The sequence below is a fragment of the Bifidobacterium sp. M0353 genome, from assembly GCF_016100645.1.
GTDB classification, from domain to species: Bacteria; Actinomycetota; Actinomycetes; order Actinomycetales; family Bifidobacteriaceae; genus Bombiscardovia; species Bombiscardovia choladohabitans.
In genome coordinates this window covers 292,758-318,556 of record NZ_JACFSB010000001.1, presented here as the reverse complement: position 1 = coordinate 318,556, position 25,799 = coordinate 292,758, and the positions used below count along the sequence as shown (strand labels likewise).

The following is a 25,799-nucleotide window of genomic DNA, read 5'->3' as shown; positions in this document are numbered from 1 at the left end:
CTCCAGTTCAAAAACGAGGCAAGCCTGCATTCCACTTGGATGAGTTTCTGACGAAGGGCAGCATCACAACATTTTGTGACCTGCACACGCTTCGCGAAAGCCCATCGGCCCATGGAAGACTTATAACCTCCGAAAAACACTTGCAGCCTTATACTGCGGCTTCTCAAAATGGCTCTTGTTCACTGTTCGCGAATTGATAACTCCCCGCGACAAACATCCAAGATCGTATCTTTATCCCCCCCCCCCCCTATGTTGAAATGGCACTTTGTACTCAACGATTCCCCCCTCCTAAAACCTGGAATGCAGCCCAAACAATCAAGGCAACTTAATCAACAATGAAAGAGGGTCCGAGTGCCAGGAGGCAGAAGGACCCTCAATTTTTCAAATGGCCGTTACTTCTTATTCATAGCCGCCGAAAGGGCCTTGGTCCATTCGAAGGTTGTAGGCTGAAGCTTGTCATCGCCACGACGTACTCCATCCCTGTCGACGGCATACTCAAAAATGCCGCCTTTTTGTGCGCCATCGGCCCCGTTATCAGGCTCCCAAAGAGCGTACTGCATGGCCCTGCTGGTCGACATTGGCTCTTCGGTGTCATACCACCATCCGCCACGCTCTTCATAGAACGAGAAACCTGGAATATACTGCCTGCTCTTGATCGTACCCTTGTAGGTCTCCCAGTCCCGCTGGAGGGCTCCGACCGAACGTCCATAGGCATCGGCGAATACGTAAGAGACCACGTCGGACACTCCCCTATAGAGGCTGTTGGTCCCAGGCTTGTTGGTGTTATAAGCAAAGATGGAACTCGGCTCAGGTGACTTGGGGCCGTAGTAGCGGGACATGGCCCTGAGAACCCCAGTGGCTCGTTCAACGTCGGTAGAGGTCATACTCGCCTCGGCGTTGACGACAAAGCCATCAAGTCCAGGGAAGTAAAGATAGGACTTTTTGAGCTCGCTGGCACGTTTGGCGTACCCCTCTGCATTGCTTTCCATGGGCGAAAGAGACTGATGGTCATGGGGGTCGTTGAAATCATCCTTGTAGAAGAGGCTGATATCCAGACTCCTGATCACTTTTGTCCCCTGCTTGTGCAGAGACTCAATCTGCCCAGGAAGAGTGTCCCAGAAGGTCTGAGTGGTCTCCGGGTTGGGAAAGGCGATAGCAATGTCCACCTGCTTGGGCAGATCTGACATCGAGTTGAAATTGACAGTCGGATCCGAATGCGTATCCCTCCAGGCCCTGAAATAGGCGACAGTCATCTCATGGGTCTTCCCCTGAACAGCAGGTTCGGCCCAGGCAGTGGCAGCCCCTATTGCGGACGTTCCGGCTAAGGCCAGAACGGCCATTGATGCTGTTAACAATCTCCGGATTTTCATGGTTGATCTCTTTTCGTGCTTGCCTTCGCTTTTACTGAAGCAGATAAAATGTCGATTCCCTCCTCTCCGTAGCATCGACGCTTCGTCTTTACTCCTTGACCGCACCCGCAAGCAGGGTTTGGTTGCCGATATATCTATTCGTTACTTCATAAATGATCAGAATAGGTATCGAATACAGCAGCGAGAAAGCTGCCAGCTGGCCGTAGGCAACCGTGCCATGCTGCCCGAAGAAGGTGTATATGCTGACGGCTGCCGGCTCCTTATCCGGAGACATCAGAAGCATGAAGGGAACGAAGAAGTTCCCCCAGTTTCCGGCGAATTCCGAAATAAAGATGACCAGAAGCGATGGAACCATCAGCGGCACGACCACATGGAACAAGGCCTGCATCCTCGTGGCTCCATCCACCCAAGCGGCTTCCTCCAAGGTAACCGGCACTGAATCCATGAAATTCTTCATCATGAAGATGCCCTGCGGCAATCCGCAGGCAGTCATGAAAAGAACGGTCCCGGTCAGTGAATCAATCAGATGAAGTTGGACGAATATCCCGTAAACAGGGACCATCATGGCTGTAATCGGCAGACAGCTGGCGAAGAGGATGGCGTTAACGGTCCGGTTGGTGGTCTTTGAACGGAATCTGGAGAGAGGGTAGGCTGCCAGGACCGAAAAAGTCACCACCAGCACCGATGTGCCAATACTGATGATCAGCGAGTTGACGATAGGCAACCCGAAGGTCTGCATGTTGAATACCTTGACGAAGTTCTGGAAGGAAAAACCCAAGTTGAACGAAGACAAGGTTGCATGCGTGTTGAAGGAGGCCACCAGCAGCCAGAGCATGGGCGCAGCGAAAAGAAACCCTATCAGAGCTGTCAGTACCGCAGCGACCAGCTTCATCCAGTCATACCTGTGTGGTGCGTTCATCCGTGGATCAAGAGTGGCTTCAGTCTTCATCATTCGTCCTTAGCAGCTTGATATAGAGCACCGAGAAGAGGGCACCCACGACGACCAATATCACCGAGATGGCGGTTCCATATCCCAACTTCGAGAAGTTGAAAGCCTCCAGGTAGGCGAGAACGGGAAGGGTGCTCGAATTCGTGCCAGGCCCCCCGCCCGTCAGCACAATGATGATGCTGAAGACAGAGAGTGTCTGCAGGGTGATCAACATCAGATTGGTAAGAATCGAGTGCCGCATGATAGGCAGCTTGATTCTGAAGAAAGACTGCCAGGCGTTCGCGCCGTCTATCTCAGCAGCTTCGATAACATCCTTGGAGATGTCGTTCAAAGCAGCTTGATAGATGAGCATTGAAAAGGCGGTGCCGCGCCAGACATTCACAATGATGACGATGGTCATTGGATGGTAGTAGAGAAGAGCCGACCAATCGGCTCCCAACACCTTGCCCAATGCGTCAAGAGTGCCTCCGCCAGCAAAGAGCGCGTAGGCGCAGTAGCACCCGACGATATCCGGAATGACCCAAGCCAGAACAACTATTGAGTCAACGACCTTCGTCAGTCTTCTGGGCGCTTTTTGACTGAGTAGAGCCAATACCATGCCCAATATGTTCTGCCCAATTAGTGCCGAGGCCAGAATCAGAAGAATGGTCAGCCAGAGGGACTTGGGGAAAACAGGATCCGTAAAGAGCGCCACATAGTTCTTCAGACCAACAAAGTGTGGGTTGACAGCCGTTGAACCAACCATTGAATAGTCGGTCAGCGAGGCATACAGGGACCAGATGATTGGGCCAAGCAGGAAAATCAACATCATCGCCGCTGCTGGCAGAATCGGGGTGTAGTGCTCAGCGTTTATCAATTTCTTTCTTGTGCTGCTATTCATTTTCTTCTCTCAGTCACGAAAGAAAACCTGCGAATGGAATTCGTTTACTTCGCGGCTTCTGTATGATCGGCACCTACGGTTTTGGCTATCGCAGAATCGTATTCAGCCGCTGCATCCTTGACTGACTTCTGGCCGGTCAATACACTTTCCGTGGCTATGGCGACCTGGTCGGAAACCTCTTTGTACTGGGAGTTCGCCGGCCTGTACTGACTGTACTTGGCCAAATCCGTGAAGAACTTGATAGTGGGATTGGATCCCAGGTACTTCTTGTCTTGCTCTACGTCCTTGCGCACCGCGATCGATCCGGAGATTGTGTCGTACGCGGCAGCATGCTTCTCATTTTGGAAAACTTTGAGTGCTTTGAAAGCAAGATCAGGATTCTGCGTATGGCTGGACAGCGCCAGGCCCCAACCGCCAGACATGGAAATCAGACCAGGCTTCTGACCGTTCTGAGTTGGGAATCCACACCAACCTATATGCTTCTGCCAGTCGGTCCATTCGCTGTCGCCGCCGGGCATCCACGATGAAGCCAGCCAGTTGCCCTCGATTGACATACCAAGTTTCGACTGAGGCATCCACTGTTGCCCGACCTTGTCACCAAGCTGAGGATCCAGAGCCTGCTGGGGCGTGGGTGCCAAACCCTTGCTGTAAATATCCTTGATGAACTGCAGGGAGTCTTTGAATTGCTTGGAACCAGTGACCCACTTCTGAGTCTTGGTGTTGTACAGTGTGCCACCCTTGGTGCCGTAAAGAAGCATATCGAAGCCCTGCATGACGGAGACCTCTCCCAGAGGACGGCCAGCATAGAGGTTCATCGGTATTACATCAGGCTGCGTTTTCTTGATCTTTGTCGCTGCTTCAATCACCTCATCCCAGGATTTAGGCTGCCAGTCGTCACTCAGGCCGGCCTTCTTGAGAATGTCCTTGTTATACCAGATGCCCCTGGTGTCAGTGCCCAGAGGCACCGCATAGATTTTTCCATCATCGGCTTTGCCGGCGTTCTTGGAACTGTCAAAATACTGCGACCAGTCCTTCCACCCTTTCAGTTGGTCATCAATGGGCTTCAGGTAACCGGCTGCGACATAGGGACGGATCATTTCCGTGTCAAGGATCATGAGGTCTGGAGCGGTTTTTTCGGATTTGCTCATCAAGGCCAGCTTGCTGCCGTAGTCATCCCCGTTCGACTTGATAGGCTCCAGCTTCAAAGTAGCGCCTTTATTCTCAGACTCAAACTGAGCTTTGACGTCTTTCATCCACTTGCTTATGGCACTGGTGTCTCCGGTGGCCTGGTAGGCAAACTTGACCGTTTTTTTATCCGATTCGGAAGAGCCGCATGCCGATAAAATCCCGACGCTGGTAGTAGCGGCCAGCAGCATAACTGATATCTTCCCTAGTTTATTCATGAGAAACTCCTTTGTTCTCCAATTCTTCTTTTAAATAGTGCATGGTTTTAAAATCGGTTCGCCGCAACCGATCGTCGCCTTGGGCAACCCCATCGCGATCTATTGCATAGGCGAACAGTCCCCCCGTGCGGTTCGAATCAAACGGATGCCAGGATAGGAGATCTTTGACCCTGCTTCCTTCAATCGGATACGTGACATCACCCCATCGAGGGCCTCCTTCTTCATAGAATGAAAAACCAGTGACGAATTTTGAAGCAGGGACGAAGTCGCGAACCTGCTCGAAAAGTCCCTGAATACGGCGAACATCCATGCCATAGGTGTCTGCAAAGTAGTAGGAGCAATCATGAAAAACCTGAGCAATCAGGCTGGTCTGGGGCAGAAGAATATCCTGATCGAAAATCATGATGCGTGAGGACGCTGAACCCGGTCCCCACTTCTTTGCCAAAGCGTGAAACACCTCGGCTACGGCAGCCATTTGCTCGGACTCAGGTTCATGATCGACATCGATCACCAGGCCGTCGTAGTCAAAGGGCTCCAGATAGTTGGCAATTATCTCGTCGGCACGGCGATCCGGTCCGCCGTTTCTTTCGCCAAGCCTGGTGAAAGTATGGACTTTGCCGCAATCCTCGTAGGTATCCCGATAGAGGCAGTCCAAAAACAGAGTTCTGACCACCTTTGTGCCCTGCGCATGGAGTTTTTCAATGTAGGACGGCAAAGCAAGCCAAAAATCATTATCGACTTCTCCATTGGTGATGATTGACACAAGATCCAGGTCTGCGGGCACATCGCCAAGCGAAATCGAATCCCTTTTTGGCTTTCCGCAGTTATCGTGCCAGGCGCGGTAATAACCGGCCAAAATAGGTCTTGGTTCGACACTTTCACTATTATTGTCTGGCCTGCCCTCTGCCTCATTCGACATCGACAACCTCCATGTTGTTCGCAGTAGTTCTCCGATGATCTACTAAAGCGATTTAGTTCCATTATAGCCCTTTACCACACAAGAGCCACAAAAATCCTCGGAAACACAGAAAAGTCGCTTAAAAAGAGGGAAATACAAAAACGCCAGGAATGGCTATTCCTCAAGCCTTAGGCATTACTCAGATCAGAAAATACCCGCTTTGTTTTTCCACAGACACATCCGAGTGTCTCTTGACCATGACATACAGGAAATCATCGATAGCCAAAAACGCATAAGAAACCCTGCACGACCAGGCGAATTCCGTCGTACAGGGTTGAGTGATGCTTAGTCAGAGCTCAGGCCTGGGCCAGAGCCTCGACAATATAGTTGTTGATGGTGGCCTTGACCACTTCAAGATGGTCGGACTTGTCGGCGGCGATCAGTTCGGCCTGCGGCTTGTCAAGGCTGTACTCCTCCAGGGAGGCCAGCGTTGCCGTGCCATCCTTGACCGTCGAACCGATGCCCGATTCGAAGGAGGAGTAGCGATCCTGCTGCAGCTGCTCGATGTAGCCGTCCTCGTGCATCTTGGCCGCGACCAGCAGACCGGCGGCATAGGTGTCCATGCCCACGATGTGGGTCCTGAAGAGGTCCTCGGGCAGGAAGGAGGAACGGCGCGGCTTGGCGTCGAAGTTCAGGCCTCCGCGGGGCCCGATGCTCCCATTGGCCAGCACCTCCCACATGACGGCGGTGGCATCGTAGAGGTCCGAGGGGAACTCGTCCATGTCCCAGCCGATCAGCTTGTCGCCCTGGTTGGCATCCAGGGATCCCAGGAATCCGGCCTCGCGGGCCACGCGGACCTCATGCTGATAGGTATGCATGGCCAGGTTGGCGTGGTTGCCCTCGATGTTGAGCTTGAAGTTGTCCTGCAGGTCGTAGGTGCGCAGGAAGTTGATGGTGGTGGCCGCGTCGTAATCGTACTGGTGGAGTGTGGGCTCCTTGGGCTTGGGCTCGATCAGGAACTGCGCGTCGAAGCCGATCTCCTTGGCGTAGTCCACGCACATGTGGAAGAGGGCGGCCATATGGTCCTGCTCCTCCTTCATGCGGGTGTTCCAGAGGGATTCGTAGCCCTCACGGCCGCCCCAGAACACGTAGTTCTCGGCACCCAGCCGCTTGCCGATCTCCAGGCTGTGCTTGAGCTGGCCTGCCGAGTAGGCGTAGATGTCAGCGAAGGGCGAGGTGCCGGCGCCGGCCTCGAAACGGGGGTTGGTGAAGAGCGACGAGGTGTTCCAGAGCAGCTTGACCCCGGTGTCCTTCATGGCGGCCTCGATGCGGTCGATCACCTTGTCAAGATTGGCGTCGGTCTCGCGCAGGGTGTCGCCCTCGGGAGCCAGGTCACGGTCGTGGAAGCAGAAGAACTCGACCCCCAGCTTGGTGAAGAGCTCGAAGGCGTAGTCCACCTTGGCCAGCGCCTGATCCATGGGGTCGGTGTAGCGGTAGTAGGGCCTCTGCGCGGTGGGATCGCCAAAGGGATCCACCAGACCCTGGTTGAAGGTGTGCCACCATGCCACGGCGAAGCGCAGCCAGTCCTTCATAGGCTTGCCGGCCACCACCTTATTCTTGTCGTAGTAGCGGAAGCCCAGGCCCTCCTTCACGCCCTGGCGACCCACGTATTCGATCTTGTCGACGTCCCACAGACCCATACGAAATGCTCCTTTGCCTATTGCATCTGCCTTTACGGCGTTCACAGGGGAGGAAACCAGTTCCTGCCTCCTGAACATCAAGAGTAGAGGGACGGATCGATTTTGTCAATTCGTTGAATTATATGGATGCGGTATTGCCAACCCAGGTACCACTCAATGGTTTTCAAGAAACTCCTTCGCCCTATAAGACCCCGCGCTCAACTAGCACCCAACCATGAAAGCCGAGCTCCTCCTGGCATGACAATTTGCCTGGTTCGAGATTTATGCAATCCTGGGACTCCGTGCAAGAAACGCTCAAAATGCCGCAGAGCGACGCTCTACTCATTGATGGTCATCCTTGCGCTCTCCCGACCTTTCGACATGACCATCGCAACCGATCCGATCAGGAGTTCGTCCCTTTCCGAAGAATGTCGGCGAAGCCCCAAATCACGGAGGCGATCCGCCCCAACTCCGATTCACGACTGACCTGACGCCAAACCGTGGCGTAGGACTCGAACCAGATCTCCAAGGCATCGGCCAGGCCCCGGTCGGCGCCGGCATCCGGAGCTCCAGGCAGAACGCCATGGCAAACGGCCAGACTACGACCCAATGCGTTGAAGAGGCGTTGGCCATGGACAGCCACCAACTGAGCCTGCAAAGTTCTGCGCGCATCAGCCTGGCTTTCGGCGGCCGCCCTGCCCATGCGCGCAGCCGCGTCGACCAGCAGAGCGTCACGCTGATCCACCTGCTCAAGACGATTGCGCAAAGCCATAAGCAGGTTACGGCGAGCTTCGTCGACATCGGCAGACGGATCCGGTTCAGGCACGCCTGGCACTGTAGATGCCACATCCTGATTAAGACCGCCGTGGCGGTCGTCCAGCTCCCAGTAGCGCACCATATCGTCCCAGCCGAAGACCACACTGGAGCCTGCCTGAATCAGCGCCGGCAGATAGTCCCCCGTCGCATCCCCATAGACCAGCAGGTCCATATCCCTGTCCACCCGGTCCCGATCATCGTCATCGGGATTCCAGAAGCACTGGGCGGCGTAGGCCATGCCAGGCAAACTCATACGCGGATCGTTGATATGCCCGTAATCGCCCCAGTCCGTGACCATGGCCCCAACGGCACCGTATTGGATCCCGTATCGGCTCAGACGGCTGATGTTGTTCCATGCATTGTCGATTCCAGGCAGAAGATGATTCCAATCGTGAACGGCCGAGCAGACTATCTGCCGGGCCCCTGTAGAGGCTACAAGAGCAACCTTGTCAGGTTTCACCTGTGGCTCGTAGAGCCAGTTGAGCAACGTGCAGTCCTTGGGCAGCCTGTCCAGGACCCTGGGCATGGACACAGCGACATCGCCCCAGAACATGGGATGGCGGCCCTGTGCATGCAGGTGATCACACAGGCTGATCAGATAGTCGGCATACATGTCAGCAGGATCCTTGCTGGAACCGTCCTGCCGCGAACGCCCCTTGCCCAGATCAAAGGTCTCGTCTCCGCCGATATTGAAGTTTCGCGTACGCATAAGCGGCGCATAGGCGTCAATCAGCCCTGTAGAGAATGCCAGAGCCTGTGGGTGGTTGACATTGATGGTGTGATGCTCCTGACGCTCTATGAAAGAGTATGGCCGGTCCGCCTGCTCGGGAAACTCGCCCAGATCCCTGAATCCGCGAGTGCGAAGGCTGGTGTAATGGTGGCCGAAGGTGGAGATCGAAGGCACCAACTCGATGCCCAGGCGGGCGCAATAGTCATCGAAGTCGGTGATCTGCCCGGGCTCCAGGGGGCTTGTGCCCCTCCAAGCCTCGCTCATGCCCGGGAAAGCCATGGTGTGCTCAATGTAGAGTTGCAGCTGATTGAACTTATACAGGGCCAATATGTCCGCCCAGTGCCGCAACCAGCCCATGGTGGGCACCCGACCGCGGGTCACATCCAGGCTGTAGATGCGCGTTGGATAGGCGGGGCGGTCCTGGATGTGCAGGGCGGGAAGCACCGGACCGCATTGCATGATGATCTGGCGAAGGGTCTGTACCCCCCATCGCAGTCCCTGACTGTCGCCGCCGCGGATATCCACGATCGGACAGCGCTCCCCCTGATCAGCGATGGACAGAAGATACTCTTGGGGACCAAGTTTCTGGTCCAGATCCAGACTGATCGCGCCATTCCACGCCTGCCCTCGCGAATGATCCCAGACCATCCCCGTGGCCTGCTGAATGGTATCTGCCAACTGGCCACTCAGGACGGAACCCAGCTCCTGGTCAACCGCTGAACCGCAGACAATTCCGCCCGCCACCGGCAACAACAACTGGCCCCGATCCCTTTGCAAGTGGAGCGGCCGGGGAATCAGGGCCAACGGCCGCTCCCTGGACGGATCGGCGACGGCATCAATGCCATTATCAAGACTCATACTCCATACCTTTCCCGCAACAGGCTGATGCCACTGACGACCGCGTCAGGAACATGCTCCAGCCATGGCCATCGATGGCCACCGCATCAGTCTACCCATACGCCGGGGACGAGAAGAGATTCCGGCAGAGCCGAATACAGGCGCATAGGCAGCATTCGCACAGGCCGACGAGCCCGCAAGAACCTGTGATCCAACGCATTGGCGAATTGGCGAAGGAGCAGAGGCTGGCGAACTTCATGGTTGATGATGCCGCAGCCAAGAATGAAATTGCCTCGGTCGGGATAACTTGAACGGATGGGAGCAGGTTGCGCAAGGATAATAAACAGTGTTAATATATAAACGTTGTTCATAAAGTGTGCGAGGTTCGCGTGCCTGCACCACTCAAGGAGGAGGTTGACATGCACGGCAGTCCATACGCCAGCACACCGAAGGCCCTCTCCGAGCTCAACCAGTCACGCATCGTCCAGTACCTGCACCAGCACGGCACCAGTTCACGAGCCCAGATGGCCCGGGACCTCAATCTGACGCCGGCTGCCGTGGGCAAGCTGGTGGGCCGTCTGATCGGCCTGGGCCTGATCAGCGAGACCGGCAGCATGGACTCAGAGGGCGGCCGTCGATCCATCGGCCTGGCCCTGAATGCCGACCGCTACCAGGTCATCGGAGTCAAGTTCGCCCGCAGCCTGGTCAGCATCGGACTATTCGACATCAGCGGCCGTCTGCTGGATTCGGAGGAGCTGCCCCCCGTCGACCCCGACGACATCCCCTGCGCTGTGGCCGAGGTCAGGACCCGAGTGGAAAGACAACTGGAGGCGAACCCCGCCATCGTGGCCGTGGGCATGGCCGTTCCGGGCCCCTACCTGCGCGAGAGTGGTCGCATTGCCCTGGTCACCAGCATGCCAGGCTGGCGTGGGGTGGACTTTATCCACGAATTCGGCCGGGCCTTCCGCGTACCCACCTTCATCGAGCAGGATGCCCGAGCCGGTGCGCTGGCCCAGAGTCTGTTCGACCCAGGCGTGAGCGCATCCAGCATGGCCTACTTCCTGGTGGGCGAAGGCGTCGGACTGGGAGTCATCGACAGGGGCGCCCTGGTGGACGGCAGCCAGGGAGCGGCCACCGAAATCGGCCACGTCAGCATCGATCTGAACGGCCTGCCCTGCGAGTGCGGCAACCGCGGCTGCCTGGAATGTTACTGCTCGGCAGTAGCCATCCACCGCCGCATGTGCCAGCCGGATATGCGGGATCACTTCCCTGGAGTCGAGGCCATGACCCACGCCAAGGCCTGCGCAAGTCTGTTCGACCAGGCCCGCTCCGGCCAGCAAGCCGCCCGGACCCTGGTGGATCAGGTAGCCGACTACGTGGGCTATGGCTGCGTGACCATCGTCAACGCCTACAACCCCGCCCAGATCGTCATCGGAGACATGGTGGCCGCCGCCGGTACCCGCCTGTTGGAGCGGGTTCGGGCCATAGTATCCCAGCGAGCCCTGCCTGGTCTACGAGAGCACACGCAGATCCTGCTCTCCAACCTACCTGCCGACGCCACGCTGACCGGGGCCGCTGCGGTGGCTGCCAGCCAATTTTTGGAACATCCGGCCAGTATGGGCCGACCAGCTGTGAAGTCAACAAGCACAAGGCGGACGCATCGTCCGTCATCAGGAAAGGAACACCATGACCAGTAAACCCGTGGTCCTCAGCATCGGCGAGATCCTCTGGGATGTCCTGCCAACAGGCAAGCGGGCCGGTGGCGCACCGGTCAACTTCAGCTATCACGCCGCAAAGAACGGGGCGGAAGGCTACGCCATCAGTGCCGTGGGACGCGACGACCTGGGCCGGGAGCTTGAGAAGGCGGTCCAGGAGGCCGGCGTCGATGCGGTCCTGCAGCACAACGACCACCCCACCAGCACCGTCGAGGTCCAGCTGAACGAGGGCATCCCCCAGTACGTCTTCAAGCCCGACGTGGCCTGGGATCATCTGGAATACACGGATGACCTGGCCGGTCTGGCCAGCAAGGCCGATGCGGTCTGCTATGGCACGCTGAGCATGCGCAGCAGCCAGTCACGCGAAACCTGCCTGCAGGTGCTGCGCCACACCAAGAGCCATGCCATGCGCTTCTTCGACATCAACCTACGAGGCACCTTCTACAGCAAGGATCTGATCCAGGAGCTTCTGGACATGGCCACGGTCTTCAAACTCAACGACGAGGAGCTGGTCATTCTGCGAGATATGTTCTACGTGCCAGGAGCCACCGACGACGAGCTCTGCCACTGGTTCATGGACCAGTGGCACCTGGATACCATCGTGCTGACCGCCGGCAACGACTACAGCACGATCTATCTGGCGAACGGCCAGTCCTCCCACCTACCCACGCCTGAAATCACTGTGGCCGACACTGTTGGTGCCGGCGATGCCTTCTCCGGCACCTTCGCCATTAACCGCCTGCTGGGAGCCTCCCTGACCCAGTCCCACCGGGCTGCCGTCAACACCGCTGCCTTCGTCTGCACCCAGCCAGGCGCCTGGCCCGAATATCCCGAGCATATCCCCGACTACCTGGGCCAGCAGGGTCAATGATCCCCCACCTCTCCCTCTGAACATGATTTGGTCCCGCCCGTCGAACTGTCGACAGGACGGGACCAAACTTATAGCTACACCAAACCTATATCTACGGTATCGGGATTTACCAGATGCCGATGAGCCGCCACCAGCCCAGACCCACGGTCAGGAAGATGGCCACGGTCACCAGTCCGCAGATCAGACCAATACGCAGGAACTCGGAGGTCTTGACGTATCCGGCACCGTAAATCAAGGCCGCCGGTCCGGAAGCGTAATGGGTCATGGCGCCGATCAGTCCGCTGGCGCATCCCAGCATCAGCGCTGCGGGCATGGCCGGGACCCCGGCAGCCACGGCCACGCTGACGAAGAGCGTGTAGATGGCCGCCACCTGGGCCAACTCGGAAGCGAACATGTAGTGGATGAAGAAGTAGAAGATCGTCAGAATCATCAGGACCAACACCCAAGGCATACCCTTGACCAGGCCCGCGATGATCTCCCCCGCCCAAGTTGTGACGCCCAGGGTATTGAGCGGTTCAGCCATGCCTACCAGAACGCCAAAGAAGATCAGCGTGGACCAGGCCGACTTGTTGGCAACCATGTCCTGCCAGGTGATGATCTTGGTGCACAGCAGCACGGCCACGCCCAGGAAGGCCACGGTGGTGGAATTGATATGGATCACCGAGCCGGTCGCCCAGAGGACCAGCATGACCAGGAAGGTCACGGCCATGATCCACTCGTGCATGCTCAGCGGGCCAAGCCCCTTGAGCTCATCCTTGGCATCCTCCTGAGCCTGAGGAACGTTCCTCAGGGTGGGCGGGAAGATGCGGTAGATCAGGGCGGGTATGAGAATCAGACAGAGCAGGCCAGGCACGATGCCGGCCAGGGCCCAGGTGCCCCATCCGATGTCCACATGGAATTTCTGGGCCAGCTGTCCTACGACCGGGCCCGCCGCCATAGCCGTCAGGAACATGGCCGATGTAATGGCGTTGACGTTGTTGGCCGTGATCGCCAGGTAGGCGCCGATGCGTCGCCGGGACTCGTCGGTGTCGGGCTTTGAATCCTGCACATCACTGATTGATGTAATGATCGGGAAAAGGATGCCGCCCAGGCGAGCCGTGTTTGACGGGGTGGCCGGAGCCAGGACCAGGTCGGCGGCCGAGAGCCCGTATGCTATGCCCAGGCTGGACTTGCCCAATCGGGAAAGAAAGACCAGGGCGATCCTGCGGCCCAGTCCGGTGGAAACAAAGCCCTGAGCGATGAAGAAGGCCGCCACGATCAGCCAGATGGAGGCGCTGCCCAGCCCGTTGAAGGCCGCCTTCTTGGGGTCCAATGCCCCTGTCAGCATCCCCACGGTCATGCCGATGATGGCCACCGCCGATGTGGGCAGAGGCTGCAGAATCAGCCCGAGGATGGTGCCCACGAAGACTCCCAGCATGTGCATGCCCTGGGCGGTCAGCCCCTTGGGAGGCGGAATCAGAAAGATGACCAGCCCTACCGCTACGCAGATCAGAGCCTTGACCAGTTGGCTCGTATTGAACGGCTGCCTGGCTCCCGTCTTGGGGTCTCCCCCGCCCCCGCCTGTTCGTACTGTTTCACCCATCATTGCTCCTTCGCTCATGGTCCGGCGTATGACCGCCTGGAAACCGCCGACCTCTTCGTCGGCTTGCTCATGTGGACTTATGCTATGCGGCAGGTGGCAGGGGCGACAAATAAGCGCTGCCTATATGGGGAAGGCCATGACCGGCAGCCGTTGATGACATAAAAGACCCGTCGAAGACCGGCGACAGGCGCTTGAGAACATATAGACAATGCTTATTTGCCGGGCCGCCAAGGGCTTTTCTAGGCTGATTGCAGAGGTCCGGCAACGCGGCCGGCCCCAATCGTGAAGGACAAGTGAGACCATGACAGGATTCGATACCATCAACGATTCCTATGCCAACCGGGGACTGGGATTCGACTATGAACAACGGCGCGAACTCAAGCTGGACGGGCTGCTGCCTGCTGCCGTACAGGATGATGAACAGCGCGAGCGCATCGTATATCGCCGCTTCCTGGCCCAGCCTACCGATCTGGATAAGCGGCTCTACCTGATGAGCATCTGCCGCACCGACCGTCGGCTCTTCTACAGGAGCATGGACAAGCATCTGACCGAGTACATGCCCATCGTCTACGCCCCCACCGTGGCCCAATCCATCCAGCGCTACGACGAGTTCTATTCAGGCAGCGACGTGGCCTACATCTCCATCGATCACCCCGAGGGGATCGGCGACGCCCTGGACCAGTACGCCGGCGACCGACCCATCGACCTGGTGGTGTGCACCGACGCGGAAGGCATTCTCGGCATCGGCGACTGGGGCGCCCAGGGGGCTGAGATCCTGACGGGCAAGCTGGCGGTCTATACCGCTGCTGCCGGAATCGATCCCTCTCGCGTTCTGCCGGTGATGGTGGATGTGGGCACCAACCGCCAGGCCCTGCTGGACAATCCGGACTATGTGGGCAACCACTTCGCCAGGGTCAGAGGCCAGCGTTACGACGACTTCATCGATGACTTCGTCCAGCAGGTCCTGCAGCGCTATCCGGAGGCCCTGATCCACTGGGAGGACTTCGGCAGGCCCGAGGCGGCGCCTGTCCTCAAGCGCTACCAGGACCGAATCCTGACCCTGAACGACGACATCCAGGGCACTGGCGTGACCGTACTGGCCGCTCTGATCGCCGCCAGAAAAATCGCCGGAGCCGACCCCAAGGACACCAGGATCATGGTCTTCGGCGCAGGGACCGCCGGCGTGGGCATCGCCGATCAGATCGTGGATGACCTGATCATCCGCCAAGGCATGGATTCAGAGACTGCGCGCAGCAGGGTTCTGCTCTTCGATCGTCAGGGTCTGATCGAGCAGGGTCTGGACGATCTGACCGAGGGACAAACTCGATATGCCCGCAAGCCGGATGAGTTCGCCTCAGTCACCGACAAGACCTCGCTGGCACAGGTTGTCGACGCCTTCCAACCCACGGTGCTCATCGGCACCTCGACCAGGGCAGGAGCCTTCAACCAGGACGTTGTCGAGGCCATGGCCAAGCATGTGGAGCGGCCGCTGATCTGCCCCATCTCCAACCCCACGGAACTGGCCGAGGCCAAGGCTGCCGATGTGATCGCCTGGACCCACGGCCGCGGCTTCGTCATCACCGGCACCCCCTCAAAGCCTGTTGATTACCAGGGGGTCACCTATTCCATCGGACAGGGCAACAACGCCCTCATGTATCCCGGCATCTGCTTCGGGGCCATCGTCGCCAAGGCACGGCTGGTCACCAAGGGGATGCTGTTGGCCGCAGCCTACGCCATCTCCGACATGATCGACGTGGACAAGCCCGGAACCGCCGTATTGCCGCCGGTAGCCGATCTCAAGGAGATTTCACGTCGAGTCGCCACTGCTGTAGCTGCACAGGCGGTCCAGGAAGGCCTGAACCGTGAGCCGATTGAGGACGTGGATGCCGCCGTTGCCAAGGCACAGTGGCACTACGACGCCTGAGCGAAACCTGCATCTTCGCTTCTTGCGACATTGAAATTGGGGTCCGGCCGGCACGATTGATAATCAATAATCGTGGCGGCCGGACCCCAGTCATGAGTCATGATCTGTCAATATTTTCAAGGGTCAATCTTCTCAAGTCCAGATGATAATGATATGGTTCTTATAAGTAGTCTTTCGCCAAAGTTGACGGATAAGCAATAAAGACAAGCAATAATCTGAGCACCAATCAAGGGAAGCGGCTCATGACCTATATGGACAATGTCCGCGACCTCGAGCTGCTTACCATGCTGGCCCGGTACGGCAGTTTCACCGACGTCGCGTTGGAGGCGGGCATCTCCCAGCCTGCCGTCTCACAGGCCATCAGAAGACTGGAAAAACGTCTGGGAACCAGGCTGGTCCAAAGGCAGCGCTTCGGCGCAGGTGACGGCACACAGCTCACCCAATCCGGAAGAACAGTGGTGGACCACGTCGGCCAGGCATTGGACCTTATTAACTCCCTGCCTGAGGCCTTGGCTGCGAGGACCGGGATTCGACGGCGCACAATCGGCCTGCCACCCATCATCTCTTCGCTGCTGAGCTCCGGGCAGGGGCGGCAAGGGCAGTGCGAACCAGACAAGAACACGACCGTAGAAACCATAGGGTCCCAAAAGCTGCTGAGCCAGATAGAGGCCCACCGTGTGGACTACGGGGCTGTAGCCAGCGTCAACGAGTCGCTGAGCGTGGATGGCGTGGAGACGACCAAGCTGGCCTCCTTCCCCTTCGGCATGGTCTGCACCCAGTCCATGGTCGAACGACTAGGCACGGCGGGAATGACCAGCCTGCACCCCGAGGATCTGTCCATGCTTCCCGGGGATGTCCCCTTCGCCACCCTCAACCGCGATTTCGTCCATGCCCAGGCCGCCCAACGGCTGATTCACCTGTCTGAACCGGTCAGCCACCTGATTGAAGTCTCCGACGTGGAAACACTGAAAATGGTGACCACATCCGGCCTGGTCTGCAGCCTGATCACCTCGGCCGGCGTGCACCCTGGCGACGGCCTGCGCTTCATCCCCTTTGCCGGAGATGACATGCCTCGCTTCAACATCTTCCTCTTCAACGACACCAAACGCGAGGCCTTCCACGAGGACGTGGAGGAGGTGCATGCCTTCAGTGACTATGCCACCAACCGACTGGGCTCTGTGGCTTGACCGAAATTGGAGTCAATGCCGAGGGAGAAGCGGGAATATCCGCGGCGTCCATCTGTTGTATACTGACGAGGCTGGTCCGCAACGGCACCGGCAGAGCTTGATAATTCAAGATTGGGGCTGATCGGTTTCGACGGTGACCTGTTCGTCGCAGGGAAGCGTGCCGAGAACGCGGGGGTCCGCTCGTTAATGTCCTCCCGCAAACAACAAGTGCTAAATCTAACCGCACTGAGTTCGCTCTCGCTGCCTGAGCTTCGCGCCAGGATTAACCAGTGAGCAGCTGCTCCGTTCACTCCCCTTCGCCTTCGGGGGGATGCTGAGCGTCATTAAGAAGACTTGCCTGAACTGCTGCGCCACAGGGCGGTTCGGGGACTTTTACTGCGGCTATGCCCGCCACCGGTTGTCTGCGACACAGGTGGGGGCAGACAGATAGCTACAAAGGCCAGCAGACTACGCACGTAGAAGACTGAGGGTGCGGTCACCGGACCGGGGTTCAATTCCCCGCAGCTCCACAAAACAAGGGCCGGCCGAGGCAACTTGGCTGGCCCTTTGTATACCGCTTTTACGGTTCAAGAATCCATCTCTTTGCATTTCTAGTGCATCATATTGTCCACACAATCTTATTCATGAATTCTTGGTCATCTCTTTGCTTTATTTTCAGAGTTAAAATAACTCCAAGACAACTCCAATCGGAGCAAGAATGATATAATTCTGGAGATAACGAGGACTAATTGAGCAATCGGAAGGTGAAAGTAATGAAAGAGACAGCGCGAATTCAAATTCGCACCAGCGAAGATATGAAGCGTCGAGCCTCACAGCTTTTCGAAGATCTAGGTCTTGATCTCGGCACGGCGATTAACATGTTTCTCTCTCAGTCCCTGCGCGAAGGAGGACTTCCATTTCGCTCCCAACTTTCCAAATTTGACATGGAAATGGAGGAAGCTGAGGCTTCGCCGGTCACTCGTGCGGGTGATGTAGAGAATATGAAAGACATCATCCATCATGTATGAGTTTGCATATACACAGAAGTTTCTGCGTGATGTCAAGAAAATCAAGAAGAAGCATTTCGACTTAAGCAGGCTCGATCAAGTGCTCTACGATTTGGCTGACTACAATTCAGCACTGCTTAAACGTAGATACCGAAATCACCAGTTGAAAGGACGCTGGTCCAAATATGAGGAGCTACATGTCGACGCAGACTGGCTCCTGGTATACAAGCGCGATAAGAATCGAATGATTCTTACCTTGATGACCACCGGCAGCCACGATCAAACACTGTGACATATGTGAAAGTCTGGGTGATCGAGCCTTGTTCCGACTGGCGCGAGTCACTGTACCCAATACACAAATTTGACCGCCAATTGTTTATCCACTTCTCAGTTAAAAATTAATCGTCAGCAGGATCTCCTCAAGATCAACATGCCATAATGACGATACCCATCTTCGAGCAACCAACATGCATTTGCCGTATTGACCAGTGCCGGTCAATACGGCAAGGAACCGCAGATTGACGAATATGTCACACAGCCATGGCCGCGATCAATGCTCGGCAAGACCCCTCAATTACGCATCGCGAGTCCAGGAGTAAAAGTTCATTGTCGATCATTCGCCTATGGCCCCTTGCAGAATAGCTATGGGCGAGCGTCTCAATGCAGGCCGCGCCGTCAGCATGGTCGCCAGCGACCCGACGACGATGATCGGCAACCCGCAGATAAGGAAAAACTGCCAAGGAAAAACTACGGACAGACTGTGTATAAGGGGCCAGTAGACCATAGCTGTGCTCAGTCCGACCAGTCCGGTGCCGCCTGCTGCGATGATAATGCCTGTAGTCATCACGATGGTGCCGTCCAATGTGGATATAGCAGTAAGCTGCTGCGGTTTTGCCCCAGCGATTGACAGGAGCGCCAGATCGAGGTCACGATCCCGAGCGGCGATAGCGAATCCCGCGATCACGCCGACCAGGGCGACAAGCAACGCTGCCCAGAAACCATAGAGCAACTCCAAGGTTCCACCTGATGTGGCATTCGCTATTCCCGGTACCTTGTTCATGGCGACGGTACTGGTGCCTCCGGCAGCCAACAGACCGCCGACCAGAAACATACAGGCAGTCAGAGCTATAACTGTTGAGCCGAATGTAGTGTCTCGACTCCTGACCACAGCCTGTGAACGCGCTATCCGCCAGACGGCAGACGATGACGGCACCAGAGCAGTCCAGAGTTGAGTGGCCCTGCCTATAACCGGCCCACCAGCGCGAGCCAAGGCTATCAGAAGCAAGAGAATGGCGAAAAGCGGTCCACTTCCAACGGCACTTATGACCGCCTGGACTTGCTTAGGATCCAAGGGCCCAGAGCCGCTGTGCGAAAGATAGGCAAAGACAGGCAACGGCAACAGCAGCAAGGCCAGCCCAAGAAAAAGGGATACAAGACCACGTCCATGTCGGGGGCGGTCAATCGATTCGCTCTCCTCAGCACGGCGCACCACCCGGACTGGTGTCATCTTTCCCAAATCCTGCAATGTTCGGCTGGTCGCCAAGACGGCCGTGGCCAACCCCACTGCGAGACCAGTCAGGGCAGACCTCGGAAAACCGCGCCAGGTAAAAGCGAAATGCACCGGTATTCGCATCCCGGTGGAATACCAATCGAGGATCCTTCCAGCCAGCGCAGGTGAAAGAGCCACGGCAACAAGGGAGGCCGGCAGAACCAGAATGATCACCTGCAAAAGTGTAAGTAGCAGAATCTGCTTAGGCGTGGCTCCCAACAGCGAGATAAGGGCCAGGCCTCGCCGACGTTGGCGAATTGATGCCTGCAGTGTCTGCTTGATTACCAAGCAGCCGAGCACAATGACCGTGAGGAAGACCAGACTCAGGGCCGAAGCCAGACTCTTGGCGGGATCCCTGGTCTTGACCGACAGACCCTGGTAATAGCTGTTGACTCCCATACTCACACTCATGGCACAGAGCAGGGTTTGGGTAACCACAAGAACGATAAAGACGCCAGCCCAGATGCCACTATTGGCTTTCAAATCACGTAAGGCCCAAGTCATGTTTCATTCACCTGCCACGTCCTCGTGCATACACTCTGCCGGATTACTCTATTTATATAAATAGTTGATCGGCGCGGGAGACAACATCCGGCAAACCCCTGAAACGACCCTGAATTAACCCCGATTCCTTCTTACAATGGGCCGTCGGCCATTCCCCTGCTCAGTCCACCATCCGATGCTCAGAATCTTGTTCAGGTCTCCAAACAACAACAAAACTAGCCGAAAAGGGATCATGTCCTGGTGGATTGTACTGACCACCGCACCGGGCAAGTCTCAGGATCCTGAGCAAAATATGGCCGGACGAATGCGCATGGGAACACAAAGGCCCCGCCCAACGTTTCTACCAAACCATGGGCTTCAAACGGACCGGCGAGCATGCCTTCACCTTGGGCGAGGACATTCAGACCGACTGGATTATGACCGCATCAGTCAATTAATGGCTATATCCGTACAAACAAGCGACACCGGGCCGTCATCGCAACAATCGTCGATATCCGACATTGCCCCAGCCTCGAGCACAAACTTGCGCGTCTGACGCCCGAATCAGAGCATCCAACCCTGATCCGAGCACCAGACACGCAGGTCACCCATGCGACAGTCATGTATCACGGTTCCCAGCAGAAGACTCATCCTCCGGCAGGGAACGAGTTGCTCAATCCGACATGACCGTAGCGTCTATCTTGCCTCGGAAAAGCATGACCACCACAGCCACGACGATTTCGATAATGCCAATGATCAGCAACAGAGGCAACTGCTGGTCCAGGGTGGTCAGTCTGCCATAAACCAGCAGCATGATGGCTGTGCCGATGGCAGCCGACAGTGTGAAAGCGGTCTGCATCTGAGTCTCATAGGACTTGGGCGCGATGGCTGCCACGGTCGAGTTGGCCGCAACGCCATAGGGGAAGCCGCCGAAGTTGGAGACCACATAGTAGAGCAGCAGCCAGAGCACGGAATACCTGGCTGTATGAGGATTGAGCACCACGGTGGGAACGATCAGCAGCAGGTTGGAGATGCCAAAGAAGGCGAATCCGAACCAGAGACGGTTGGTTGACTTCCACCGCTTGCCCGTGTCGGTCAGCCAGAACCAGCTGAAGAAGATGCCGGCCAGCATGGCGATGATGCCCACGAGAGTGTTGAAGGATCCCGGAGCGATTTCAATGCCGCCGAACTTTCTGTTGATCCGCTGGTCCAGGAACATGAGCAGGGTGGTGCCCTGAATGGCGTAATCCACTCCGGCAACAATCTGCATGATCACGATGGGCACGAAGGCCTTGAGCCGCCGACGCTCCACTCCGACAATCCTCTTGGACCGCCAGATGACCAGGAAGAAGGCGATGGCCACTACAAAGGTGCATGAGCTGACCGTACTAGCCAGCGCGTTGACGCTGACCTTGTGGGTGGCAAGGAGGACGGCGATAAACAGGCCGATCACCACCAGCACGCCCAAGGCACCCCATCCGTAGCGCTTACGCTCCTGGCTGTTGAGCGGGCGTGAGGGCTTGGAGCCTAGCGAACCGAAGAAACGATTGCCCGGCACGCCGATGATGGCGGCGTAAATCAGCGCAGCGACCGCTCCTATAGCGAATCCGTAATGGTAGTTGATCAGCCCCAACTGGGCGGAGATGATCGGGGTGATGAACCCGGCAATGTTGTTGGCAATGGCGTGAATGGCGAAAGCGCCGTCACGACGGTTGTCCTTGCGGTGGAAGAGCATGCCTGTCAGCGAGGCGTTCGAAGCCCCCATAATGGGCAGGTTCATGAGGATCATGCCCACGATGGCCATGACTCGACCTTGACTGATGGAGAAGGCCGGAATGGCCAAGAGCCCGCAGGACAGCCCCTTGACGATATTGCCGATGACCAGGGCCTTGCGCGCCCCGAACACCCGATCCGCCAGCCAGCTGCCCACGATGCCGAACATGGAATTGATGGCCGCCACGATGGCTATAAGCTGTGCTGCCTCCCCCTGGCTGAATCCCAGACCCTGGGTCCAAGGCTTATAAAGGTAGTAGATCGTCACGGCCCCGTAGGAGGCCCAACAGATCGAATTGAAGAAATTGCCGGCCGCCAGGGCACCGATGCCCTTGGGGTAGCCGAAGAAGGAGCGGTCCGCCCTCAGCTGGTTCAGCTCCTCCTCCTGTCGTCGGTCAACCTTGAGACCGGATTCATCAACCACGATATCCGGTTGCTCGCCGCCGTTTTCCGTTGGTGTTGCCATACGCTTCTCCTCGCTTCTCAATGGCACCGACCCTCGTTGTTCGGCACCCTTTTGCTCTGCGTGGAACCACAGGCTGTTCCACTGTGAACGGTAAATCTTCTGTCCCTCGGCCTTAGGTGCAAAGAGAACGGAAAAAGGTGGATATTTCTCGGTAATACCATCCGGCAGCTGCTCGGCAAAGTTCCCCTGGCAGGACGTTCCTTGCTCAGAAAGCGCGCCATTGCAAGGATTGCAAGAGAATAGAAGCCAGCCTGAACCACTCCAGACCAAAGACACAAGATTGTCCACCCATTCGACGATTTCCCCCACCTTCACAATCGGGCTTTCGTCCATAGACTGATGAGGTAAGGCGCACGAAGGCGTCGGGGCAGAGCGGCGCCGATGGATCGGAGACGACCCGACGGAACCCATGACCGGCCAGAATCCACCTGTCAGCGGAGGAAGTAGGTAATTCATCATGACATCATCCATGCACACCGATCAGGACTGCGTCGACGAGGCGGCCCGTCAGATCTACATCGGCAACACGGGCACCGTGGACTTCGACCTGAAACTGCCGACCGAGGGGGTGGAGGGAACCACCATCGAGTGGACCAGCAGCGACGATCGATGGGTGAACCCTCAAGGCAAGGTCAACCAGCCCGAATACGGTCGGGGCGATCGGAACGTGACCCTGACCGCGACCGTCACCAAGGGCGGTGCCAGGGCCCAGCGCAGCTTCGATGTGACCGTGCTGCAGATGCCCAACAAGATTGAAGTGCGCAAGGTCTACCCCATCGAGATCAAGGCTCGCAAGGGCACCACCTACTATCTGCCCATGTTCACGGCCGTGCTGACCAAGGACGGGCAGAAGGTCTCCCAGCGGGTCAACTGGGACGAAGGCGTTGAGCAGCGGGACGAACAGACCGGCGAACATGACTTCCAAGGATCCATCGACGGAAGCGACATCCGCCTGCAATGCAAGGTTCAGGTGATTGACGAAGACCCAGAACAGCCTGTGGATTCCAGCCCCAGGGTCCGCCGCGTGCCAATCTCCCGCGTGCGGCTGACCGGCGATGGCATGCTGGCAGGTAACCAGCGCCGACGGATAGCCTTCCTGAAGACCCTGGACGACGATCAGCTCCTGGTGGAGTTCCGCCGGGCCGCCCACCTGGACACCAAGGGCGCCAAGCCCATGATCGGCTGGGACGCTCCGGACTCCAACCTGCGCGGCCACACCACCGGCCACGTCCTGTCCGCATACGCCTTGGGGTATGCCGCTACGGGCGACGAGGACATTCGGACCAAGCTGACCTACCTGGTCGACGGGCTCGCCGAGGTCCAGGCCGCCTTTGCAAAGAGCGGAACCACCAAGCCGGGCTTCCTGTCGGCCTACGACGAGAGTCAGTTCGACAAGCTGGAACAGTACGCGCCCTACCCCACCATCTGGGCGCCGTACTACACTCTGCACAAGATCCTGGCGGGGCTGATCGACGCCTACCACTTCGCGGGCAATGAAACGGCTCTGCGCGTGGCCTCGGATCTGGGCGACTGGGTCTATGACCGCGTCCACCGGCTCCCCCACGAGCAGCTGCAGAACATGTGGAGCATGTACATCGCCGGCGAGTTCGGCGGTATGAACGAGTCCCTGGCCCATCTGTACGCCATCACCGGCCGTAAGGAGCACCTGGAGGCCGCCCGCCTCTTCGACAACGACCGTCTCATGGTCCCCATGCGTCAGAAGGTGGATGCCCTGGGCGGGCTGCATGGCAACCAGCACATCCCACAGGTCATCGGTTCGGTGGAGCTCTTCCGCCATACCGGACTGCCCTACTACCTGCAGCAGGCCGAATTCTTCCTCAAGTCGGTCATGGGCCATCACATCTATGCCATGGGCGGCACCGGGCAAGGGGAGATGTTCCAGCAGCCCGACGTGATCGGCGCCCTGCTCAAGGACAACACCGCCGAGTCCTGCGCCTCCTACAATCTGCTCAAGCTGTCGGCGCTCCTGTTCTCCTTCGACCCAGACCAGGAGTATGCAGACTACACCGAGCTGACCACGCTCAACCACATCGCCGCCAGCACCGACCATGTGCCCCAGGGCGGCAGCCTCTACTTCTTCCCCACCCAACCGGGCGGCCGCAAGGAGTTCGATGAGGAGAACAGCTGCTGCCACGGCACCGGCCTGGAATCGCACTTCTACTACGCCGATGGAGCCTTCTACACGGACGAGACGACCCTGTGGATCGAGCAGTATCTGCCCTGCAGCCTGAACGACATCGACCGGAAGATCGCCCTGAACGTGGACGTGGACGACCGCCACCCCGAGAAAGTGACCATCACCATAGAGGCTCTGGACAGGCCGCGCCTGGCCCTGCGCATCCCCGTCTGGACCCGCGGCAGGTTCCACATCGACATCGATGGCACCTCAGTCTCCCAGGATCTCATGGGTACCGACCCGGCTGTGGCGGTCCTGGATGCGAGCGCCTGCGGTCTGGATTCCTGGTCAGGAACCACCGTCACGTTGACGTTCGACCCGACCATCCGGCTGATCGGCACCCCTGACAGGCCCTCCCTGGCCGCCGTGGCCTGGGGCCCCTACGTGCTTGCCGCCTTGAGCCCCAGCACCGACATGCAGAGCCTGAACATCGACCGGAAGGATCCCGGGTCCGCCTTTGAACGCCAGGGCGAAAAGCTGGTCTTCCGTCACCGGGACAGCGGCTTGGAATTCGTCCCCCTCTGGACCATCGACCATGACCAGCCCTACCATGCCTACGTCGAGGTGGCCAGCCACTGACCGCGTCCTCAGGCCAAGATTTCACAGACAGTAAGGACGGTCAGCACGTATCAGGCAATCATCACCAGTTTCCCCAACGATGCGGCGGTCTTCAAATCCGCAGGGCGCTTCATCGGCACCCCAGGATGGATTCATGAGCGCCGCACCGTTGACAGCTTTGAGTTGATTCTGGTTGAAGAGGGTGTCCTCCCGCTGACCGTAGCCGGGCGGCATCATGATCTGAAGGCAGGAGGTCTGCTGCTGATCCCGCCCGGCACCCCTCATGAGGGCAGTCGCCGACTGGGACAGGAGCCGCTGACCTTCTACTGGGCCCACTTCACCTTGCCCGACTGGAAAGGGGTTCAGGGCCTGACTGACGAACAGAGGGATGGAAAGGGCCAGGGCGCGGCACGCGTGGTGCTGCCCCTGGATTTTCGCCTGGCAGACAACAACCGGGTGACCGTCATGTTCAACCAGCTGCTGGACATCTATCAGCGCACCTACCCGGAGCCCAGCCCCTACTGCAGCTATTTCATGACCTGTCTGCTCATGGAGATCTCCATGGGAAGGCCCGCGCCCAAGAACCCTCAGGAAGCGGACGACGAGGACAGCACCCTCCAGCAGGTCCAGGATTGGATCCGCATCAACGCCTGCGACCGGATCAGCGTGGCCAGCGTGGCGGAGAACTTCAATTACTCGCCCTCCTACCTGTCGACCATCTACAAGCGGCGGTTCGGCATAGGCATCACCGGGCAGATCAGGCGGGTGCGCATCGAAAGGGCGCAGGAACTGCTCCTGTCAACCTCCATGGGCGTCAGCCAAATCGCCGAGGCCTGCGGGTATGACGACCCCAAGTACTTCATGCGGGTCTTCAAACGGTTCTCCGGCCTGACACCAACCAGGTACCGCTCCAGCTTTTCCCTGCGGCACTACAACAACGCCTGAA

The 25,799-nt window shown here is 57.8% G+C and carries 18 protein-coding genes and 1 other RNA gene; 9 read left to right on the top strand and 10 right to left on the bottom strand.

Translation table 11 applies throughout. The features are described 5' to 3' along the window. Window positions 1-392: 392 nt before the first annotated feature. The 7 genes from H3V04_RS01140 to H3V04_RS01110 form a co-directional block, all read right to left on the bottom strand. Window positions 393-1,187 carry a hypothetical protein gene (locus H3V04_RS01140; protein ID WP_198176648.1) on the bottom strand — a complete coding sequence of 265 codons (795 nt, stop codon included), beginning with the start codon at window positions 1,185-1,187 and terminating at the stop codon, window positions 393-395. 271 nt (window positions 1,188-1,458) lie between these two features. Next, window positions 1,459-2,322 (bottom strand): carbohydrate ABC transporter permease, encoded by an 864-nt coding sequence (locus tag H3V04_RS01135; RefSeq protein WP_198176649.1) that lies wholly within the window; start codon window positions 2,320-2,322, stop codon window positions 1,459-1,461. Beyond that, the gene (locus H3V04_RS01130; protein WP_198176650.1) at window positions 2,309-3,199 is read right to left on the bottom strand and encodes a carbohydrate ABC transporter permease; all 891 of its coding nucleotides are present in this window, start codon (window positions 3,197-3,199) and stop codon (window positions 2,309-2,311) included. The genes H3V04_RS01135 and H3V04_RS01130 overlap by 14 nt, the downstream gene beginning before the upstream one ends. Window positions 3,200-3,243: 44 nt before the next feature. Continuing rightward, window positions 3,244-4,602 (bottom strand): extracellular solute-binding protein, encoded by a 1,359-nt coding sequence (locus H3V04_RS01125; RefSeq protein ID WP_198176651.1) that lies wholly within the window; start codon window positions 4,600-4,602, stop codon window positions 3,244-3,246. Then, window positions 4,595-5,521 (bottom strand): hypothetical protein, encoded by a 927-nt coding sequence (locus H3V04_RS01120; protein WP_198186943.1) that lies wholly within the window; start codon window positions 5,519-5,521, stop codon window positions 4,595-4,597. Before H3V04_RS01120 ends, H3V04_RS01125 begins: the two co-directional genes overlap by 8 nt. Window positions 5,522-5,856: 335 nt before the next feature. Beyond that, window positions 5,857-7,200, bottom strand: a complete 1,344-nt coding sequence (gene xylA, locus H3V04_RS01115; protein WP_198176653.1) for a xylose isomerase — start codon at window positions 7,198-7,200, stop codon at window positions 5,857-5,859. 382 nt (window positions 7,201-7,582) lie between these two features. Further along, the gene (locus tag H3V04_RS01110; protein WP_198186942.1) at window positions 7,583-9,583 is read right to left on the bottom strand and encodes a glycoside hydrolase family 20 zincin-like fold domain-containing protein; all 2,001 of its coding nucleotides are present in this window, start codon (window positions 9,581-9,583) and stop codon (window positions 7,583-7,585) included. A 398-nt stretch (window positions 9,584-9,981) separates the two neighbouring features. Between H3V04_RS01110 and H3V04_RS01105 the strand changes: the two genes are divergently transcribed. Both H3V04_RS01105 and H3V04_RS01100 read left to right on the top strand, forming a co-directional pair. Next, the gene (locus H3V04_RS01105; RefSeq protein ID WP_198186941.1) at window positions 9,982-11,259 is read left to right on the top strand and encodes an ROK family transcriptional regulator; all 1,278 of its coding nucleotides are present in this window, start codon (window positions 9,982-9,984) and stop codon (window positions 11,257-11,259) included. Next, window positions 11,249-12,148 (top strand): carbohydrate kinase, encoded by a 900-nt coding sequence (locus tag H3V04_RS01100; protein WP_198186940.1) that lies wholly within the window; start codon window positions 11,249-11,251, stop codon window positions 12,146-12,148. The genes H3V04_RS01105 and H3V04_RS01100 overlap by 11 nt, the downstream gene beginning before the upstream one ends. A 106-nt stretch (window positions 12,149-12,254) precedes the next feature. Here H3V04_RS01100 and H3V04_RS01095 read toward each other — a convergent pair whose 3' ends face one another. After that, the gene (locus tag H3V04_RS01095; RefSeq protein WP_232342403.1) at window positions 12,255-13,733 is read right to left on the bottom strand and encodes a DASS family sodium-coupled anion symporter; all 1,479 of its coding nucleotides are present in this window, start codon (window positions 13,731-13,733) and stop codon (window positions 12,255-12,257) included. Window positions 13,734-14,031: 298 nt separating this feature from the next. Between H3V04_RS01095 and H3V04_RS01090 the strand changes: the two genes are divergently transcribed. The 5 genes from H3V04_RS01090 (at window position 14,032) to H3V04_RS01070 (ending at window position 18,119) form a co-directional block, all read left to right on the top strand. Continuing rightward, a complete protein-coding gene (locus H3V04_RS01090; protein ID WP_198183958.1) occupies window positions 14,032-15,654 on the top strand; it encodes an NAD-dependent malic enzyme in 1,623 nt (540 codons plus the stop codon). A gap of 242 nt (window positions 15,655-15,896) precedes the next feature. Next, a complete protein-coding gene (locus H3V04_RS01085; protein WP_198186939.1) occupies window positions 15,897-16,841 on the top strand; it encodes a LysR family transcriptional regulator in 945 nt (314 codons plus the stop codon). A 113-nt stretch (window positions 16,842-16,954) separates the two neighbouring features. Further along, window positions 16,955-17,353, top strand: a transfer-messenger RNA (tmRNA) gene (gene ssrA, locus H3V04_RS01080). 240 nt (window positions 17,354-17,593) lie between these two features. Next, the gene (locus H3V04_RS01075; RefSeq protein WP_198179023.1) at window positions 17,594-17,848 is read left to right on the top strand and encodes a type II toxin-antitoxin system RelB/DinJ family antitoxin; all 255 of its coding nucleotides are present in this window, start codon (window positions 17,594-17,596) and stop codon (window positions 17,846-17,848) included. After that, window positions 17,841-18,119, top strand: coding sequence for a type II toxin-antitoxin system YafQ family toxin (locus H3V04_RS01070; RefSeq protein WP_198179021.1), 279 nt, complete (start codon window positions 17,841-17,843; stop codon window positions 18,117-18,119). The genes H3V04_RS01075 and H3V04_RS01070 overlap by 8 nt, the downstream gene beginning before the upstream one ends. Before the next feature lie 321 nt (window positions 18,120-18,440). On the opposite strand, the gene H3V04_RS01065 is transcribed toward H3V04_RS01070, so the two are convergent. Both H3V04_RS01065 and H3V04_RS01060 read right to left on the bottom strand, forming a co-directional pair. Then, on the bottom strand, window positions 18,441-19,880 hold the full coding sequence (locus H3V04_RS01065; protein WP_232342402.1) for an FtsX-like permease family protein: 1,440 nt from the start codon (window positions 19,878-19,880) through the stop codon (window positions 18,441-18,443). A gap of 652 nt (window positions 19,881-20,532) precedes the next feature. Beyond that, a complete protein-coding gene (locus tag H3V04_RS01060) occupies window positions 20,533-22,098 on the bottom strand; it encodes an oligopeptide:H+ symporter (RefSeq protein ID WP_198186937.1) in 1,566 nt (521 codons plus the stop codon). Window positions 22,099-22,555: 457 nt separating this feature from the next. On the opposite strand from H3V04_RS01060, the gene H3V04_RS01055 reads away from it, so the two are divergent. After that, complete coding sequence (locus H3V04_RS01055; protein ID WP_198186936.1) at window positions 22,556-24,874, top strand: beta-L-arabinofuranosidase domain-containing protein; 2,319 nt, start codon at window positions 22,556-22,558, stop codon at window positions 24,872-24,874. Window positions 24,875-24,892: 18 nt separating this feature from the next. Next, window positions 24,893-25,798 carry an AraC family transcriptional regulator gene (locus H3V04_RS10485; protein ID WP_373564676.1) on the top strand — a complete coding sequence of 302 codons (906 nt, stop codon included), beginning with the start codon at window positions 24,893-24,895 and terminating at the stop codon, window positions 25,796-25,798. Window position 25,799 lies beyond the last annotated feature (1 nt).